This window comes from Stutzerimonas sp. FeSN7 (assembly GCF_030263795.1).
Classification (GTDB): domain Bacteria; phylum Pseudomonadota; class Gammaproteobacteria; order Pseudomonadales; family Pseudomonadaceae; genus Stutzerimonas; species Stutzerimonas stutzeri.
In genome coordinates this window covers 3075913-3093068 of the sequence record NZ_JARPMN010000001.1, presented here as the reverse complement: position 1 = coordinate 3093068, position 17156 = coordinate 3075913, and the positions used below count along the sequence as shown (strand labels likewise).

Here is a 17156-nt window from a genome sequence, read left to right as displayed (position 1 = left end):
GCCAGCGCTCGGGAAATGCTCTTGGGCCAGCGGCTTTTCCCGCGCCCGATCGTGTCGGCGACGTTCAGCTGCGTGCCGGATGACCTTGCGTTCCTCTTTTTCCTGTCCGGATGACTTGCGATGTCCAGCAGTACCACTACAGCGGCGACCGCCTCGGTCGCCAGCCAGGCCAGTCCGCTGGTCATGCGTGTGATCGGCGCCTGCGCCCTGGCGCACCTGATCAATGACCTGATCCAGGCGGTGCTCCCGTCTATCTATCCCGTGCTCAAGGCCAACTACGGCCTGACCTTCACCCAGGTGGGCCTGATCACGCTGACGTTCCAGCTCACCGCGTCGTTGCTGCAGCCCTGGGTCGGCTACCACACCGACCGCCATCCCAAGCCGTGGCTGCTGCCCGCCGGCATGGTCTGCACCCTGGTCGGCATCCTCATGCTGGCCTTCGTCGGCTCCTTCGCGTCCATCCTCATGGCCTCGGCCCTGGTGGGGATCGGCTCCTCGACCTTCCATCCGGAAGCCTCGCGCGTCGCGCGCCTCGCCTCGGGTGGTCGCTATGGCCTCGCGCAGTCGACCTTCCAGGTCGGCGGCAACGCCGGCAGCGCCTTCGGCCCGCTACTGGCGGCGGCCATCGTCATTCCGTACGGGCAGGGCAGCGTCGCCTGGTTCAGCCTGTTCGCGGTGTTCGCGATCGGGGTGCTCTACGGACTGAGCCGCTGGTATCGCAACCACCTGAATCTGTTCCGGCTCAAGCAGGGCGGCCAGGCGACCCATGGCCTTTCCAGGGGGCGGGTGCGGCTCGCGCTGGTGGTGCTGGCGCTGCTGGTGTTCTCCAAGTATTTCTACATGGCCAGTTTCACCAGCTACTTCACCTTCTACCTGATCGAGAGGTTCGGCCTGTCGGTGGCCAATTCCCAGCTTTACCTTTTCCTGTTCCTCGGTGCCGTCGCGGCGGGCACCTTCTTCGGCGGCCCGGTCGGCGACAGGATCGGCCGCAAGAAGGTGATCTGGTTTTCCATCCTCGGCGTAGCGCCTTTCACGCTGGCGCTGCCCTACGTCGATCTGTTCTGGACCGGCATCCTGAGCATGGTCATCGGCTTCATTCTCGCTTCCGCGTTCTCCGCCATCGTGGTCTTCGCCCAGGAACTGGTGCCGGGCAACGTCGGCATGATCGCCGGTGTCTTCTTCGGCCTGATGTTCGGTTTTGGCGGTATCGGTGCCGCGCTGCTCGGTCACCTGGCGGATATCCACGGCATCGAGTACGTGTACCGGCTGTGCTCCTACCTGCCGCTGCTCGGCATCCTGACGATCCTGCTGCCTTCCACCCGACGCTCCTGACGCGTTGCGTCAGGGACGGCGATGGTTATGCCGGGTGGGCTGAAGCGGAGCGTCCCATTTATTCCGGTTGAACACGGGGCGCACCTAGGCACGCTGGTGTCGCGCCGGCGGATCGCGCGCGATTCCGCTCGCTTCAGTCTTCGGTTTCCGCCGCTCGACCGTCCGCTTCCGGGCTCGCCGGCCTTTTCCCGGTAAGCTGGTACACCTTGTGTTCCACCCGGCGCGGCGCGCCGTTTTGCGGGTCCGGCTCGAACAGGCTTTCCACATGGGCCAGGGCGATCTCGAAGCCGGCCGTGTACAGCGCCGCCAGTTCTTCGTCCACGCCCAGGGCCTGCTGCAGGGTGGCGTCTGCCTCCGCATCTTCCAGGGTCAGCAGGAAGACCCTGGCGGTATCGGGCACGATCCGCCGTAACTGCGCCACGTAACGGCTGCGCAGGATGGGCGGCAGGGCAGTGAGGGCGGCCCGGTCGTAGACGCTGTCGACCGGCCCCAGGTCGGCTTCGCTCAGGGCGAAGTAGTCGCCGCAGAGAATGCCGATGCGGCCATGTCTCCACAGAGTGAAGCGGCCCTGCCGGCGCTTGCTGGGGGGCAGGTGGTTTTCCCTGAAGAAGGCCTCGATCGCCAGAGGGCTCAGTTCGACGCCGATCACGTCGTGGCCCTGTTCGGCCAGCCAGAGCATGTCCAGGCTCTTGCCGCACAACGGGACGAACACGCGGCTGGGCGTGGCCGGGGCGAACGCGGGCCAGAAGCGGCTGAGCAGCAGGTTGACACCGTGCTGGTGGAAATCGGTGCGGCGCTCGCGCCAGAGTTGCAGCCAGCGCTGGTTGTCGTGGTCGGTCATGGCGTGCCCTGCTAGTGATGCGTAGTGGGCACAAGGCTTCGCGGGAAGCGCCATGCATGGGGAACGCTGCGCCGCCCGACCCGGGAGTCGGGCGGGTCGTTCAGATCTTGCGCATATGAATGTTCAGCGTCTGCACTCGGTAGGCGATCTGCCGGGGCGTCATGCCGAGCAGGCGGGCGGCCTTGGCCTGGACCCAGCCGGCCTGTTCCAGCGCGGCGATGACGCGCTCGCGGTCGTCGAGGCTGTCGTCGGCGAGGTCGACTTCGGGGACCGGCGCCAGCGGCGTGGCGTCGTGGTCGAGGCCGGTGAGGGAGACCACGTCGCGGCTGATGGTGCCATCCTCGCTCATGATGGCCGAGCGTTCCAGGCAGTTTTCCAGTTCGCGCACGTTGCCCGGCCAGCGGTGGCTCATCAGCAGACGCAGGGCGCTGTCGGTCAGCTTGAGTTTGCGACCCTGCTGGCGGGCGATCTTGTCGAGGAGGAATTCGGCCAGTTCCGGGATGTCGGCGCTGCGCTCGCGCAGCGGCGGGACGCGGATGGCCATGACGTTGAGGCGGTAGTAGAGGTCTTCGCGGAACTTGCCTTGCTCCACCTCGTGCTCCAGGTCGCGGTTGGTGGCGGCGACGATGCGCACGTTGACCTTCACCGTCTGGGTGCCGCCGACGCGCTCCAGCTCGCCTTCCTGCAGCACGCGCAGCAGCTTGGCCTGGAACATCGGCGAGATCTCGCCGATCTCGTCGAGGAACAGGGTGCCGCCGTCGGCCTGTTCGAAACGTCCCTTGCGCTGCTTCACGGCGCCGGTGAAGGCGCCTTTCTCGTGACCGAACAGTTCCGATTCGAGCAGGGTTTCCGGTAGCGCGGCGCAGTTCAGGCGTACCAGCGGCTGGTGAGCGCGCGGTGAGTTGTAGTGGATGGCGCTGGCGATCAGCTCCTTGCCGGTGCCGGATTCGCCGAGGATCAGCACGGTGCTGTTCCACTTGGCGACCCGTCGAACCTGGTCGAAAACCCGGCGCATGGAGGCGGTGTGGCCCACCACCATGTTCTCGAAGCCGTACTTGGCGCGGACTTCGCGGCGTAGCTCGTCGCGCTCGTCGACCACTTCCTGGCCGTCCTCGAGGTTCACCACCAGGCGCACGGTCTGCGCCAGTAGGCGGGCGACGATTTCCATCAAACGGGTGCGTTCGGGCATCAGCTCGTCGGCGCGGCGGTCGGGCTGGGCAGCCAGCACGCCGATGGTGGTGCCGTCGACGGCCTTGATCGGCACGGCGATGAAGGGCAGGTCCATGTCGTACAGCGCCAGTCGGTCGAGAAAGCGCGGTTCGGCGTCGATACGCCCGAGCACCACGCTGTTGCCATGCTTGAGGATGTTGCCGAACACGCCTTCGCCGATGCGGTAGCGGGTGCTTTCGCAGGCCCGTACCACGGTTTCGGAGTCGCTGTGCACGGCGCCCACCTGCAGGCTGCCGTCCTTCGGGTTGCAGATGGAGACCAGCCCGTGCAGCAGGCCGAGGTCTTCGTGCAGCACGGCGAGGATCTCGGCCAGCAGTTCCTCGATGGGCCGGCCGCGGTTAAGGATGCGGGCGATCTGCGCCAGCGCCTGCAGTTGGGCATCCAGCAGTTCGTTGCGGGTTGGCGCGCTGGGGCGTTCGGCGAATGTGGCGTTCATGCGAGCTTCCCCTGTCAGCTGGCCGAGAAGGGCAGTTCGACGACGATCCTGCAGCCCTGGTCGTAGCCGCTATCGATATGCACCGTGCCGGCATGCTCGGTGACGGTTTCCTGCACCATGGCCAGGCCCATGCCGCGACCGGTCTTGTGCGGCGGCTTGGTGCTGAAGAAGGGTTCGAATACCTTGAGCGCCAGCTCCGGCGCGATGCCCGGGCCGCTGTCGGCGATCTCCAGGCGCACCACCCGCTGGCCCTGGACACGGGTGACGATCGACAGCGTGCGCGGGTTGTCCTGGTTCTGGCTCATGGCCTCGATGGCGTTTTCCAGCAGCTGCTTGATCATGCTGCGCAGCCGGCCTTCGGCGCCCATCACCCAGGGTAGGCGCAGCGCCGGCTGCCAGTCGACGACGATGCCCTGGGCGAGCAACTGGTCGGTCATCAGGCTGACCACTTCGCGGATCAGCTGGTTGATGTTGACCGGCACGCAGCCGCCGGCCCGGCGCTGCGGAATCGAGCCGCTGAGGCTTTCCAGCGCATCCATGCCAGCCTGGCTGGCTTCGCGCATGGCGCTGAGCACCGGATCGCCCTCGGCGCTGTCGCCCAGGCGTCGTTCGAGCATGCGCAGCGCCGCACTGATCAGGTTGACCGGGCCCTGCAGGCGGTGGATGGCGCCGTTGAAGGTTTCGCGCATGCCGTCGAGCAGCTCTTCCTCGGCCATCAGCACCTTCAGGGCGTTGAGCTGGGAGGCCTGCTGTTGCTGGCGCAGCCCGGTGATGTCGTTGACCGTCAGCAGCAGGTAGTTTTCCTCGCCCGGGTCGAAGAAGTCGTCGGCGCGTTCGCCTTCGATGAGGATGGCGCGGCCATGGCAGGACAGCCAGCGCGGTGTGTGGCCGCCGAGGTCGAAGGTGACTTCCTTGCCGGTGAAGGCCTGGCCATGCGCCTTCAGCGCCTCGATGGCGCCGCCGAGGTTGTCCTGCAGCAGGCTCACCAGTTGCGCGGGCGTGGCCTGGTCGCCGAGTTCCGCGGCCAGGCGGTTGAAGCTGGGGTTGGACAGGCGGATGCGCAGGGCGTGATCGAGCACCACGATGGCCGCCGGTGCGCTGTCGACCACCGCCTCGATGATCAGCCGCTGGTTGCTGACGCGCTGTTCGAGCTTGTGCTGGTCGCTGCTGTCGCGGTGCATGCCCAGGTAATGGATGGTCCGCTCGTGCTCGTCGAGCACCGGCGCCACGGTCAGCTCGGCGAGGTAGCAGCTGTCGTCCTTGCGCCGGTTGACCAGCATGCCGGACCAGGCCTTTTTCTGCGCCAGGCGGCTCCAGAGCGCCTGGTAGACCAGCCGCGGGGTGGTGCCGTTGGACAGCACCGATTCGTTCTTGCCGATCACCTCGCTGCTGTCGTAGCCGGTGATGGCGCTGAAGGCGCGGTTGGCATAGAGGATGTTGGCCTTCAGATCGGTGATGGAAATGGCGATCGGCGCGTGCTCCACGGCTTGCTGGAACACTTCGGGCGCCAATCCATCGGACGCAGCGGGTTGCCCCGCGTCGCGCTCGGGGGTGGCCTGGGTCATGTGCATGTCCTCATCGATGCGGCGAAGCCGACGTCTGTGCGCCGGTATCCGTTGCAAAGCCATACGGTTAGGGGGCTGTTGCCGTTCGCGAGCTGCGAATGAAACGGCAACAGACCCCTTAGGGTTTTGCAAACCGCGTGCCGTCGGTCACATTCCTTGCCGACAGCCCTGCGGAGCCGTAAATACGCTGTGCAGATGGATTTCTGCCCCGACAGGTGCCGCTGGGCTGTTGCAAAACCCACAGGGAGGCGCGCGCACTTCTCCCGGCCTGTCGCAAACCCCACAAAGTCCGTCGCGCCAGCGTCGCCAGGGGTTGCGCTATCACGGGATTCGTTGATCTGCATCAACGAATCCCGGGCTCTCGGGGCGCTCCGGGACGCCCGGCGGGGCGTGGCATGCTTGATGCAAAACCCCTTCGCGACATCGCGTTGCCCGACAACGGTGCAACGCCATACAGCGGAGAGGGCTCATGGAATATGCGCTGTTCCTGATCGGCACCGTGCTGGTCAACAACGTGGTGCTGGTCTACTTCCTCGGCCTGTGTCCGTTCATGGGGGTGTCCGGCAAGCTCGACCCCTCGCTGGGCATGGGCCTGGCGACGACCCTGGTGATGACCCTGGGCGGCATCAGCAGCTGGTTGCTCGAACACTACGTGCTGCTGCCGCTGGGCATCGGCTTCCTGCGCATCCTGTCCTACATCCTGGTGATCGCCGGCATGGTGCAGTTGATCGAGATGATCATCCGCAAGGTCAGCCCGCCGTTGCACCGTTCGCTGGGTATCTACCTGCCCTTGATCACCACCAACTGCGCCGTGCTGGGCGTGCCGCTGATCAGCGTGCGCGAAGGCCACGGGCTGGCCGAGGCGGGGCTGTTCGGCCTGGGCTCGGCGCTGGGCTTCACCCTGGTCATGGTGATCTTCGCCGGCCTGCGCGAGCGGCTGGCCATGGCCAGCGTGCCGGCGGCCTTCGCCGGTGCGCCGATCGCTTTCGTCACCGCCGGTTTGCTGGCGATGGCCTTCATGGGCTTCGCCGGCCTGATCTGAATGCACTGCCGGCTAGGCTGGCGAGGAGGAGCAATGCTGGGCGCGATTCTGGTTCTCGCACTGATGGGCCTGTTGCTGGGTGGCGGCCTCGGATTGGCGGCGCGCTATCTGGCGGTCTCGGAGGAGAACCCGCTGATCAAGGAAATCGAGGCGCTGATGCCGGGCAGCCAGTGTGGGCAGTGCGGCTATCCGGGTTGCAGCGCGGCGGCCAGCGCCCTGGTCGAGGGCAGCGCCGCGGTCACCTGTTGCCCACCCGGCGGCGCCGCGCTGGCCGAGCGCCTGGCCGAACTGCTGGGTGTGCCGCTGGATGCCAGCGCGCTCGCCGCGCCCATGCTGGCACGCATCGATGCGGCCGAGTGCACCGGCTGCACGCGCTGCTTTCGCGCCTGCCCGACCGACGCCATCGTCGGCGCCAATGGACAGATCCATTGCGTGCTGAGCAATGCCTGCACCGGCTGCAGCAAGTGCCTGGAGGCCTGCCCGGAAGACTGCATCGCCCTGGCGCCCCAGGAGCCGACGCTGGACCACTGGCGCTGGGCCAAGCCCCGGGCCGCCTGATTACGCCTGATGAGTAGGGGGCGACAGACCCCGGGAGTCGACAATGTTCAACCTCGCGCATTTTCGCGGCGGCATCCATCCCGCCGCCCACAAGGACCGCTCGGCCGCCCTGGGCATCGCCGTGCAGCCGCTGCCGCCGCGCCTCTACCTGCCGTTGCGCCAGCATGCCGGGGCCGAGGCGCTGTCCCTGGTGAAGGAAGGCGAGCGGGTGCTCAAGGGGCAACTGCTGGCCGGTTCGCCGACCGAGCTGTCGGCGCCGATCCATGCGCCGAGCTCCGGGCGCATTGTCTCGATCGGGGCGATCGATGCACCGCATCCGTCCGGGCTCAAGGTCAACGGCATCGTCCTCGAATGCGATGGCGACGAGCGCTGGATCGACCTCGACGTGCCGACCGATCCCTTCGCCGAGGACCCGCAACGGCTGGCCCAGCGCGTCGCCGATGCCGGCGTGGTGGGGCTCGGCGGGGCGATCTTCCCGGCGGCGGTGAAGCTCAAGCAAGGTACCCGGCACGAGATCAAGACCGTGCTGGTCAACGGCAGCGAATGCGAGCCGTACCTGAGCTGCGACGACCGGCTGATGCGCGAGCGCGCCGAGGCGGTGGTAGACGGCGCACGGCTGATCCAGCACATCCTGCGCGCCTACAGCATCGTCATCGCCATCGAGGACAATAAGCCGGCAGCGCTGGCGGCCATGCGCGCGGCGAGCGAGCCCTATGGCGCCATCGAGGTGGTGGCGGTGCCGGCGCTCTACCCGATGGGCTCGGCCAAGCAACTGATCCGCCAGGTCACTGGCCGCGAGGTGCCGGCCGGCGGACGCAGCACCGACGTCGGCGTGCTGGTGCACAACGCCGGCACGGTGTATGCGATCCAGCAGGCGCTGCGCCACGGACGGCCGTTGATCTCGCGGGTGGTGACGGTGGCCGGTGGTTGCGTGAGCAATCCGCGCAACCTCGAGACCCTGATCGGCACCCCGGTGCAGGCGCTGTTCGATACCTGCGGCGGGTTGCTGCGCGAGCCGCAGCAACTGCTGCTCGGCGGGCCGATGATGGGCATGCTGCTGCCGTCGACGGCGGTGCCGGTGATCAAGGGCGCTACCGGGCTGCTGGCGCTCGACCGCCACGAAGTGCCGCGTAGCGACAGCGCGCCGTGCATTCGCTGCTCGCGCTGCGTCGACGCCTGCCCGATGGGCCTGGCGCCGCTGGAGATGGCTGCGCGTACCCGTGTCGACGATTTCGACGGCGCCAGCGAATACGGCCTGCGCGACTGCATCCTTTGTGGCTGCTGTTCCTATGTCTGCCCCTCGCACATTCCGCTGGTGCAGTACTTCCAGTACGCCGTCGGCCAGCAGGACGAACGCCGCAGCGCGGCGCGCAAGAACGACTACATCAAGCGGCTCAGCGAGGCGCGCGCGGCGCGCCTGGCCGAAGAGGAAGCGGCCAGGGCGGCGGCCAAGGCCGCGAAGAAACGCAAGACGCCGGCCCCGGCCGCCAGCGAGGTGTCGCCATGAGCGCGCAAGGCATCGCGGCGGGGCCGTTCGCCCATGATCGCTCCTCGGTCGACCGCATCATGCTGCACGTTTGCCTGGCCCTGCTGCCGGCGACGGCCTGGGGGCTGTACCTGTTCGGCTGGCCGGCGATCTACCTGTGGCTGCTGACCTGCATCAGCGCCGTGGCCTGCGAGGCCGTCTGCCTGTACCTGCTCGACCGGCCGCTACGCCGCCTGCTGGACGGCAGCGCGCTGCTCACCGGCTGGCTGCTGGCGCTGACGTTGCCGCCCTGGGCTCCCTGGTGGATCGCCGTGGCGGGCAGTATCTTCGCCATCGGCATCGGCAAGCAACTGTATGGCGGCGTCGGGCAGAACGTCTTCAACCCGGCGATGCTGGCGCGAGTGGCGCTGCTGATCGCTTTTCCGCTGCAGATGACCACCTGGGCCTTGCCCTTGCCGCTGGGCACGCCGGGCGCGCCCGGCTGGCTGGAAGGCCTGCGCATCACCTTCGCCGGCGGGACGCTGGCCGATGGCCTGAGCGGCGCCACGGCGTTGGGCCATCTGCAGACCGAGCTGACCCTGGGCCACGGTGCACCGCAGATTCTCGCCGAGCATTTTTCCCTGTTGCCGGCCTTTCTCGGCTACAGCGGCGGTAGCCTCGGCGAGACCTCGGAGCTGTTGATCCTGCTCGGCGGGTTCTGGCTGCTGGCGCTGCGCATCATCCACTGGGAAATCCCGCTGAGCATGCTGCTGGTGGTGGCGGCGCTGGCAGCGCTGGCGCAGCAGATCAACCCGCAGGTGCATGGCGGCGGCCTGTTCCACCTGACCTCCGGCGGGTTGCTGCTGGGGGCGCTGTTCATCGCCACCGACCCGGTGACCTCGCCGATCAGCCGCAGCGGACGGCTGATCTTCGGTGCTGCCTGCGGCGGGCTGATCTTCGTCATTCGCAGCTGGGGCAGCTTCCCCGAGGCGGTGGCGTTCGCGGTGCTGTTCATGAATGCCCTGGTACCGCTGATCGACCGCCTCTGCCGGCCGCGCGCCTATGGCCGTAACGGTCGTGGCAAGCCCCTGGTGGCAGCGAAGTGGACCAGCCAGGTGAAGGAGGTCGACAAGGTATGAACGAGCTGAGCCAGACGCCGCCCGCAGAGGCCGGCGAACAAAGGATCACCCGGCCCGGCCTGCTCGAAGCGTGGCGCGAGCGGGTCGCCTACCAGGCGTTGTCGCTGGGGCTGGTCTGCGCCCTGGTGGCCCTGGCGCTGCTGCTCGGCAACCAGCTGACCCGGCAGCGGATCGCCGATGCCGAGCTGCAGGACCGCCTGGCCGTGCTGCGCCAGGTCCTGCCGCAGTCGCTCTACGACAACAACCCGCTGGCCGACGCCTATCGGATCGAGGACGCCGAACTCGGCATGCTCGAGGTATATCCGGCGCGGCGCGAAGGGCAACTGACGGCGACGGCCTTCCAGGTCAGCACCATCGGCTACGGCGGCCCGATCGTCCAGCTCATCGCCCTCGATAGCGAAGGCCGCATCCTCGGCGTGCGGGTGCTCAGCCACAAGGAAACCCCTGGCCTGGCGGACAAGATCGAAGTCGCCCGCAGCGACTGGATCAAGGGCTTCGACGGCCTGTCGCTGGCCAGCACACCGCTGGATCAGTGGGCGGTGAAGAAGGACGGTGGCCAGTTCGACCAGTTCGCCGGCGCCACCATCACCCCGCGGGCCATCGTCAAGGGCGTGCTCCGGGCGCTCGAGTTCCAGGCCCGCCAGTCCACCGCCCAGTCCAACCAGGAGACTCGGCCATGAGCAGCCAATGCGGATCAGCGGATGTCACGGCGCCCAAGCCCAAGGGGCTGTTCAACTACTTCAGCTCGGCGCTGTGGGACTACAACGTCGCCCTGGTGCAGATGCTCGCGTTGTGCCCGGCGCTGGCGGTGACCACCACCGCTACCAACGGCCTGGGCATGGGCCTGGCCACCACCCTGGTGCTGATGATCACCAATGCGATCATTTCCGCGCTGCGCCACAGCATTTCGCCGGCGGTGCGCAACCCGCTGATGATCGGCATCATCGCCGGCGTGGTGACCCTCATCGACATGGCGATCAATGCCTGGATGCACGAACTGTACAAGGTGCTGGGGCTGTTCATCGCCTTGATCGTGACCAACTGCGCGGTACTCGGCCGTGCCGAATCGTTCTGCAGCCGCAACCCGGTGCTGCCCTCGATCCTCGACGGCGCCGGCATGGGCATCGGCTTCACCTGGGTACTGGTGGTGATCGGCGGGATACGCGAGATCCTCGGCAGCGGCACGTTGTTCGCCCAGGCCTCGCTGCTGCTCGGTGAGCACTTCCATTGGCTGGAAATCACCGTCTTTCCTGACTTTCAGGGCATTCTGCTGGCGATCCTGCCGCCCGGGGCGTTCATTGTTCTGGGCTTCGTGCTGGCGTTCAAGCGGGTGATCGATCGCCGCCGCGCCGAGCGGCGGGTCAGGACCCACGGCGAACTGATCGTGTTGCAGTGAGCCGACCGAGGAGCGAGCGCACCATGAAGATTTCCGTTGTATACGCCGCACCCCGGCAGCCCCTGCTGTTCGATTGCCGGGTGGCGGAAGGCTCCAGCGTGGCCGAGGCGATCGAGCACTCCGGGGTGCTGCGCTACTGCCCGGACATCGACCTGAGCAAGCAAAAGGTCGGGGTCTACGGCAAGTTCGTCAAACTCGACAGCCCGCTGAAGGAGGGCGATCGGGTGGAGATCTACCAACGCATCACGCGCGTGCTGGATGAAGACGACGATGACGACGACTGACAGCCGCCGCGGATGACCATAGCCGAGAGAGGAGCGACCGATGAACAGCCAGCCCCCGAGCATGAACCGTGAAACCGCATTACGCATCGCACTGGCCGCCCGGGCATTGCCCGAGGTGGGCGTCGGCCGGTTGCTGGATATCCTGCACCAGCGGATCGAAGGCGAACTGGACGAGGAGAGCCTACAGCGCGTGACCGTCACCGACCTGAAGACCGCCTTCGCCAGCGCCGACGGCGAGGAAGACGGCGAAGACATCGGCATCGGCCTGCCGGCGCTGAAGGAAGCGGTGCGCATCCTCTGGGGCGAGGGTGTCGGCAAGGACCTGCCGCAGGCGGTGGGCTTGGACGTCGTGCCGGAAGGTTCGATCCGGGTGGCTGTGGCCTCCAACAACGGCGAACGGCTGGACGGCCACTTCGGCTCGTGCCTGCGCTTCCTGGTCTACCAGGTCGGCGTCGACAGCCTGACGCTGGTGGACGTGCGCTCGGCGCTGGATACCGAGTTCGCCGAGGACCGCAATGGCGCACGCGCCGAGCTGATCGGCGACTGCCAGGTGCTCTACGTGGTTTCCATCGGCGGCCCGGCGGCGGCCAAGGTGGTCAAGTCCGGGATCTATCCGATCAAGAAGGCCGGTGGCGAGGCGCGGCAGATTCTCGCCGATCTTCAAGGCGTCATGGCTGGCAATCCGCCGCCGTGGCTGGCCAAGCTGCTGGGCGTGCGGGCCGAGCAGCGGGTGCGCTTCGAGCGCTCTGACGACGAGGCGGCCTGCGCATGAGCGACGCGCGCAGGCTGGTCGCTGTGGCCATCGACCGCCACGGCAAAGTCGCCGGGCATGCCGGCCGGGCACACCACTGGCAGGTGTACGACATCTGGCCCGGCGAGGCGCCGGAGCCGGTCTACCGCCTGGTGCTGGACGACCAGGCATGCCTGCACGAATGGCATGTCAGCGCCCAGCCCGAACGTCATCCGCTGCACGCGGTGGACGTGGCCATCGCCGCCAGCGCCGGCGACGGCGTGCTGCGCCGCTTGGGCGAGCGCGGCGTGACCTTGCTGACCACCGCCGAAAACGATCCGTCGTGTGCCGTGCAGGCCTGGCTCGCTGGCAGCTTGCCACCAGGCTTGCCCCACGAGGAGCCGGGCTGCGGCGGCGAGGGGCACCGGCATCCCTGAGCGTGCGGGGATGGGACGGATGGCAACCCCAGGCTGGGTCGAGCCGCGCAGCGGCGAAGCCCAACGTCGTGCGGGCTCAAGCCCGTGCAACCGGCATTGTTCGTGAGAACACCATGGGCGGATGTGGCGCCTGATGATCCGCGATGTTGGGCTTCGCTTCGCTCAACCCAACCTACGGCACCGGGGCGATAGGCAAAAAAACTCCCCTGGGAGCGCAGGGGAGTGGCTCATCGCCAATATGGGGATGTCAAACCGTTGCACGTGACCCGGGCTGCGCCCGGGCTCTGCGAGCCCAGGGCAACCTAGGGTGGAATCGAGCCCCATGCTGGCCAAGCCCAATACGCCCCTGGGTGGTTCAGATCGGCCCGCGCGCCTCGCGACGATGGGCGACGGTGCAGCCAAGGGCGGCCTCGTAGCTCAGCGTCTCCAGCTTCGGCCGGTAGTCGCGCAGCGCGGCGTAGACGGTGAGTACCTTGTCCTCGGCGCTCTGGCCCTTGAAGTCTTCCTTGTCCAGGCGCAGGTCGTCGGCCAGGGTGTTCCACACCGCGCCTTCCTCGTGCGCCTGCAGCTGCAGGGTCATGCCGTCGAGCTCGGTGTACAGCGACTGGCCGAGGTTCTCCACGTAGAAGATCACCGGTGCGCCGTCGGCCAGGTCGCGGCGATAGCGTTCGAGGAACAGCGGCAGGTGGGCCAGTTCGATCAGGGCGCCGGCCATCATCGCCAGTTTCCCCTGCTGCTCGAGCATGACCGCCTGCTTGACCACGGCGGTCGGCGGCAGGCGGCGGCCGGAGGCGTCGGCGATCTCGCCTTCTTCGAGCACCAGGTCGCCGCGGAAGGCGTAGGTGTCCGGCGTCGTGGTCGCGCCATTGACGCTGACGTTGCACAGCAGGTTTTGCGTTTCGTAGGTTTTCAACAGCATGGTCATGGTCTCTCGTGGAAAAAATGGTCAGGCGACTTGTGGGGCGCCCTGGGTCAGGCCAAGCAGGTCGTGCCAATCGGTCTCGACCAGTTCCAGTTGCTTGCGCAGGCAGACCCTGCGGTCCTTTGCGCTGGGCGAGGGGATCAGCGCCCAGCCGGCGGGCGCGGCTGCATCGTGGATCAGGTCGCTCATCAGCATGCGCTCGGTGTCGCGGTTGAACTGCATGCCGAGGAACAGGTAGCGGCATTCCTTGCGCTGCAGCTTGAGCCAGCCGGGAATGGCGAAACCGCCCATCAGTTCGGTGATGTAGTCGACGAAGTCGGCGTCGCTGGCGACGTAGGAAGGGCTCGGCAGCGGCGTGCCCAGCGGCTTGAACAGCACCGGTAGCGCGGGATTGACCTCGCTCTGGTCGATGCGCTGGTAGCGGCCTGCGTCGAAGCGATAGATGTCGAAGCGGTAGGGGCTGGCGGCGATGCGCGCGGCGCCGACCACCAGGGTATGCGGACGGTCGGCATAGCAGCGCTGCAGCTGGGTGTCGCGATTGCAATCGATGACGTAGGGCAGGTTCAGCCCGGCCAGCCAGCGGTGCAGCGGCGCGGGCGTCCAGTTGTCGCCGCCGTAGGTCTGAGTCAGGAAGCGCTCGATGAAGCTGCGGCCCTTCTTGTTCTCCAGGTGCATGGCGGCACGCGGGAATTCGTACATCAGCCGCGGCGCCATCGGCTGCCCGCCGTTCATGGCGAGGATCAGGCTTTCATTGTCGGCCGGCATCGGCTGACCTGTGTCGCGGTCGACCACGCCGCCCAGCACACCGGGGCCCAGATAGGGCACCAGTTCATGGGCGGCGAGGCGGTCGGCGATTTCCTGCAAAGGATCGTTCACGGCAAATCTCCTGCGGCCAGTGGATTTACCGATAGCCGATCGCAATAACCGAGCCAGCCGGGAGCGTGCATGCAACCCCTTGATATATGGGGCTTTGAATGCGGCGATAGTTGCCGTTCAGGTGTTTTCGAAAGTATCGAACGCGACAATTGTCATGTTCGCAACAGTTGCCGAAAGTGTGGAAAACCGGCGCTTGGCCCGGCCGATCTTTTTGTCGCCATTGCAACAGTCAGGCCTGTCGGTTGTTAACTATCGAACCGCCGAAGGATGTTGCTAGTAATTAAATTATTCTAATTAAAACAAGTGCTTAGATTATTTTAGAAACGCTGGCACAAAGGCTGCTATTGCCCTGTTGCGCAGGCTTGTTCGTGCCTATAGCCCACGTCAAGTGGTAACGAAACCTGAGGAACTTAATTATGGCAATGCGTCAATGCGCTATTTACGGGAAGGGTGGAATCGGCAAATCCACCACGACCCAGAACCTCGTGGCGGCCCTGGCCGAACTCGGCAAGAAGGTCATGATCGTCGGCTGCGACCCCAAGGCCGACTCCACTCGCCTGATCCTGCACTCCAAGGCGCAGAACACCATCATGGAAATGGCCGCCGAGGCCGGTACCGTGGAAGACCTGGAACTCGAGGACGTGCTCAAGACCGGCTACGGCGACATCAAGTGCGTCGAGTCGGGCGGTCCGGAGCCGGGCGTGGGCTGCGCCGGTCGCGGCGTGATCACCGCGATCAACTTCCTCGAAGAGGAAGGCGCCTACGAGGATGACCTGGACTTCGTCTTCTACGACGTGCTCGGCGACGTGGTCTGTGGCGGCTTCGCCATGCCCATCCGCGAGAACAAGGCCCAGGAGATCTACGTGGTCTGCTCCGGCGAGATGATGGCGATGTATGCCGCCAACAACATCTGCAAGGGCATCGTGAAGTACGCCAACTCCGGCAGCGTGCGGCTCGGCGGGCTGATCTGCAACAGCCGCAACACCGACCGCGAGGACGAGCTGATCATGGCCCTGGCCGACAAGCTGGGCTCGCAGATGATCCACTTCGTCCCGCGCGACAACGTCGTGCAGCGCGCCGAAATCCGCCGCATGACCGTCATCGAGTACGACCCCGCCGCCAAGCAGGCCGACGAATACCGGACCCTGGCGAAGAAGATCGTCGAGAACAAGAAACTGGTCATCCCCACCCCGATCAGCATGGACGAGCTGGAAGCCTTGCTTATGGAGTTCGGGATCATGGACGAGGAAGACATGACCATCGTCGGCAAGACCGCCGCCGAGGAAGTCGTTGCCTGATCGCTTCAGCAGAACGGGGCAGGGCGGATGGGCCCTGCCGGGGTGTCGCACCGTGCCTGGCACGGTGCGGTGCGCCCGTGACCCGCACATGAACGCAAGAGGAGGTCAATCATGACCGGTATGTCCCGCGAAGAGGTGGAATCCCTCATCCAGGAAGTCCTGGAAGTCTATCCGGAGAAGGCCCGCAAGGACCGCGCCAAGCACTTGTCGCCCAACGACCCGGCGCTTGAGCAATCGAAGAAATGCATCACTTCCAACAAGAAATCCCAGCCGGGTCTGATGACCATCCGGGGCTGCGCCTACGCCGGCTCGAAGGGTGTGGTCTGGGGGCCGATCAAGGACATGATCCACATTTCCCACGGGCCGGTGGGCTGTGGCCAGTACTCGCGCGCCGGGCGGCGCAACTACTACATCGGTACCACCGGGGTGAACGCCTTTGTGACCATGAACTTCACCTCGGATTTCCAGGAGAAGGACATCGTCTTCGGCGGCGACAAGAAGCTGGCCAAGCTGATCGACGAGATCGAGACGCTGTTCCCGCTGAACAAGGGCATCTCCGTGCAGTCCGAATGCCCCATCGGCCTGATCGGCGACGACATTGAGGCGGTCGCCAAGAAGAAGGCCGCCGAGCACGAAACCACCGTGGTACCGGTGCGCTGCGAAGGTTTCCGCGGGGTGTCGCAGTCCCTCGGCCACCACATAGCCAACGACGCCATCCGCGACTGGGTGCTGGACAAGCGCGACGATGACACCAGCTTCGAGACCACGCCCTACGACGTTTCCATCATCGGTGACTACAACATCGGCGGCGATGCCTGGTCCTCGCGCATCCTGCTCGAGGAAATGGGCCTGCGCGTGGTCGCGCAGTGGTCCGGCGACGGCACGATTTCCGAGATGGAACTGACGCCCAAGGTCAAGCTCAACCTGGTGCACTGCTACCGCTCGATGAACTACATCTCGCGGCACATGGAAGAGAAGTACGGCATTCCGTGGATGGAGTACAACTTCTTCGGCCCAACCAAGACCGCCGAGTCGCTGCGGGCCATCGCCGAGCATTTCGACGACAGCATCAAGGCCAAGTGCGAGCAAGTGATCGCCAAGTACCAGTCGGAGTGGGAGGCGGTGATCGCCAAGTATCGCCCGCGCCTGGAAGGCAAGCGCGTGATGCTCTACGTCGGCGGCCTGCGTCCGCGCCACGTGATCGGCGCCTACGAGGACCTGGGCATGGAAGTGGTCGGCACCGGCTACGAGTTCGGCCACAACGACGACTACGACCGCACCCTCAAGGAAATGGGCAACGCCACGCTGCTCTACGACGACGTCACCGGCTACGAGTTCGAGGAGTTCGTCAAGCGCATCAAGCCCGACCTGATCGGCTCCGGCATCAAGGAAAAATACATCTTCCAGAAGATGGGCATTCCGTTCCGCCAGATGCACTCCTGGGATTATTCCGGCCCGTACCACGGCTTTGACGGCTTCGCCATCTTCGCCCGTGACATGGACATGACCCTGAACAACCCGTGCTGGAAGAAGCTGCAGGCGCCCTGGCAGAAGGCCGAGGAATCGGCCGAGAAGGTCGCCGCCAGCGCCTGATGGTCCGCAGTC

General features: G+C 66.2%; 17 protein-coding genes. 12 read left to right on the top strand and 5 right to left on the bottom strand.

Annotation, left to right across the window (positions count from 1 at the left end; genetic code table 11):
• Positions 1-120 precede the first annotated feature (120 nt).
• Positions 121-1332: an MFS transporter gene (locus tag P5703_RS14590; RefSeq protein WP_011912490.1), complete on the top strand. Its 1212-nt coding sequence runs from the start codon at positions 121-123 to the stop codon at positions 1330-1332.
• 133 nt (positions 1333-1465) lie between these two features.
• Here the strand turns inward: P5703_RS14590 and P5703_RS14585 are convergent, their stop codons facing one another.
• The 3 genes from P5703_RS14585 to nifL all read right to left on the bottom strand — a co-directional run bounded on the left by P5703_RS14585 (position 1466) and on the right by nifL (position 5404).
• A complete protein-coding gene (locus P5703_RS14585) occupies positions 1466-2173 on the bottom strand; it encodes a thiopurine S-methyltransferase (RefSeq protein ID WP_011912491.1) in 708 nt (235 codons plus the stop codon).
• A 100-nt stretch (positions 2174-2273) separates the two neighbouring features.
• A complete protein-coding gene (gene nifA / locus P5703_RS14580; RefSeq protein ID WP_042921240.1) occupies positions 2274-3839 on the bottom strand; it encodes a nif-specific transcriptional activator NifA in 1566 nt (521 codons plus the stop codon).
• Positions 3840-3853: 14 nt separating this feature from the next.
• Positions 3854-5404 (bottom strand): nitrogen fixation negative regulator NifL, encoded by a 1551-nt coding sequence (gene nifL, locus P5703_RS14575; RefSeq protein ID WP_041755411.1) that lies wholly within the window; start codon positions 5402-5404, stop codon positions 3854-3856.
• Positions 5405-5873: 469 nt separating this feature from the next.
• On the opposite strand from nifL, the gene rsxA reads away from it, so the two are divergent.
• Genes rsxA through P5703_RS14530 form a run of 9 tightly spaced genes read left to right on the top strand, consistent with a single transcriptional unit; the run spans position 5874 to position 12455 of the window.
• Positions 5874-6446 (top strand): electron transport complex subunit RsxA, encoded by a 573-nt coding sequence (rsxA, locus tag P5703_RS14570; RefSeq protein WP_042921239.1) that lies wholly within the window; start codon positions 5874-5876, stop codon positions 6444-6446.
• Between the two features lie 33 nt (positions 6447-6479).
• Positions 6480-7004, top strand: a complete 525-nt coding sequence (locus tag P5703_RS14565) for an RnfABCDGE type electron transport complex subunit B (RefSeq protein WP_279641265.1) — start codon at positions 6480-6482, stop codon at positions 7002-7004.
• Between the two features lie 43 nt (positions 7005-7047).
• Complete coding sequence (gene rsxC, locus P5703_RS14560) at positions 7048-8511, top strand: electron transport complex subunit RsxC (protein WP_279641264.1); 1464 nt, start codon at positions 7048-7050, stop codon at positions 8509-8511.
• Positions 8508-9608: an RnfABCDGE type electron transport complex subunit D gene (locus P5703_RS14555; protein ID WP_042921234.1), complete on the top strand. Its 1101-nt coding sequence runs from the start codon at positions 8508-8510 to the stop codon at positions 9606-9608. The genes rsxC and P5703_RS14555 overlap by 4 nt, the downstream gene beginning before the upstream one ends.
• Complete coding sequence (rsxG, locus tag P5703_RS14550) at positions 9605-10288, top strand: electron transport complex subunit RsxG (RefSeq protein WP_044315784.1); 684 nt, start codon at positions 9605-9607, stop codon at positions 10286-10288. The genes P5703_RS14555 and rsxG overlap by 4 nt, the downstream gene beginning before the upstream one ends.
• Entirely contained in the window at positions 10285-11004 is a 720-nt protein-coding gene (locus tag P5703_RS14545) for an electron transport complex subunit E (RefSeq protein WP_279641263.1), read from the top strand. The genes rsxG and P5703_RS14545 overlap by 4 nt, the downstream gene beginning before the upstream one ends.
• Before the next feature lie 23 nt (positions 11005-11027).
• The gene (locus P5703_RS14540) at positions 11028-11288 is read left to right on the top strand and encodes an RnfH family protein (RefSeq protein ID WP_011912500.1); all 261 of its coding nucleotides are present in this window, start codon (positions 11028-11030) and stop codon (positions 11286-11288) included.
• Between the two features lie 40 nt (positions 11289-11328).
• Positions 11329-12060 carry a dinitrogenase iron-molybdenum cofactor biosynthesis protein gene (locus P5703_RS14535; protein WP_014596160.1) on the top strand — a complete coding sequence of 244 codons (732 nt, stop codon included), beginning with the start codon at positions 11329-11331 and terminating at the stop codon, positions 12058-12060.
• On the top strand, positions 12057-12455 hold the full coding sequence (locus P5703_RS14530; protein WP_014596161.1) for a NifB/NifX family molybdenum-iron cluster-binding protein: 399 nt from the start codon (positions 12057-12059) through the stop codon (positions 12453-12455). The genes P5703_RS14535 and P5703_RS14530 overlap by 4 nt, the downstream gene beginning before the upstream one ends.
• Positions 12456-12810: 355 nt before the next feature.
• On the opposite strand, the gene P5703_RS14525 is transcribed toward P5703_RS14530, so the two are convergent.
• Positions 12811-13380, bottom strand: coding sequence for a hypothetical protein (locus P5703_RS14525; RefSeq protein ID WP_014596162.1), 570 nt, complete (start codon positions 13378-13380; stop codon positions 12811-12813).
• A gap of 21 nt (positions 13381-13401) precedes the next feature.
• Positions 13402-14253, bottom strand: a complete 852-nt coding sequence (locus P5703_RS14520; protein WP_011912504.1) for an SIR2 family protein — start codon at positions 14251-14253, stop codon at positions 13402-13404.
• A gap of 416 nt (positions 14254-14669) precedes the next feature.
• Between P5703_RS14520 and nifH the strand changes: the two genes are divergently transcribed.
• Together nifH and nifD are read left to right on the top strand one after the other, a co-directional pair.
• Positions 14670-15551, top strand: coding sequence for a nitrogenase iron protein (gene nifH, locus P5703_RS14515; protein ID WP_003298004.1), 882 nt, complete (start codon positions 14670-14672; stop codon positions 15549-15551).
• A 111-nt stretch (positions 15552-15662) separates the two neighbouring features.
• Positions 15663-17144 (top strand): nitrogenase molybdenum-iron protein alpha chain, encoded by a 1482-nt coding sequence (gene nifD / locus P5703_RS14510; protein ID WP_011912505.1) that lies wholly within the window; start codon positions 15663-15665, stop codon positions 17142-17144.
• Positions 17145-17156: the final 12 nt, after the last annotated feature.

Bases quoted from the DNA above. Each gene is read 5' to 3' on its own strand.
- nifA (WP_042921240.1), bottom strand. From the start codon at position 3,839: ATGAACGCCACATTCGCCGAACGCCCCAGCGCGCCAACCCGCAACGAA.
- P5703_RS14540 (WP_011912500.1), top strand. From the start codon at position 11,028: ATGAAGATTTCCGTTGTATACGCCGCACCCCGGCAGCCCCTGCTGTTC.
- P5703_RS14565 (WP_279641265.1), top strand. From the start codon at position 6,480: ATGCTGGGCGCGATTCTGGTTCTCGCACTGATGGGCCTGTTGCTGGGT.
- P5703_RS14545 (WP_279641263.1), top strand. From the start codon at position 10,285: ATGAGCAGCCAATGCGGATCAGCGGATGTCACGGCGCCCAAGCCCAAG.
- P5703_RS14535 (WP_014596160.1), top strand. From the start codon at position 11,329: ATGAACAGCCAGCCCCCGAGCATGAACCGTGAAACCGCATTACGCATC.
- nifH (WP_003298004.1), top strand. From the start codon at position 14,670: ATGGCAATGCGTCAATGCGCTATTTACGGGAAGGGTGGAATCGGCAAA.
- P5703_RS14585 (WP_011912491.1), bottom strand. From the start codon at position 2,173: ATGACCGACCACGACAACCAGCGCTGGCTGCAACTCTGGCGCGAGCGC.
- rsxC (WP_279641264.1), top strand. From the start codon at position 7,048: ATGTTCAACCTCGCGCATTTTCGCGGCGGCATCCATCCCGCCGCCCAC.
- nifD (WP_011912505.1), top strand. From the start codon at position 15,663: ATGACCGGTATGTCCCGCGAAGAGGTGGAATCCCTCATCCAGGAAGTC.
- P5703_RS14590 (WP_011912490.1), top strand. From the start codon at position 121: ATGTCCAGCAGTACCACTACAGCGGCGACCGCCTCGGTCGCCAGCCAG.
- rsxA (WP_042921239.1), top strand. From the start codon at position 5,874: ATGGAATATGCGCTGTTCCTGATCGGCACCGTGCTGGTCAACAACGTG.
- P5703_RS14525 (WP_014596162.1), bottom strand. From the start codon at position 13,380: ATGACCATGCTGTTGAAAACCTACGAAACGCAAAACCTGCTGTGCAAC.
- rsxG (WP_044315784.1), top strand. From the start codon at position 9,605: ATGAACGAGCTGAGCCAGACGCCGCCCGCAGAGGCCGGCGAACAAAGG.
- nifL (WP_041755411.1), bottom strand. From the start codon at position 5,404: ATGACCCAGGCCACCCCCGAGCGCGACGCGGGGCAACCCGCTGCGTCC.
- P5703_RS14555 (WP_042921234.1), top strand. From the start codon at position 8,508: ATGAGCGCGCAAGGCATCGCGGCGGGGCCGTTCGCCCATGATCGCTCC.
- P5703_RS14530 (WP_014596161.1), top strand. From the start codon at position 12,057: ATGAGCGACGCGCGCAGGCTGGTCGCTGTGGCCATCGACCGCCACGGC.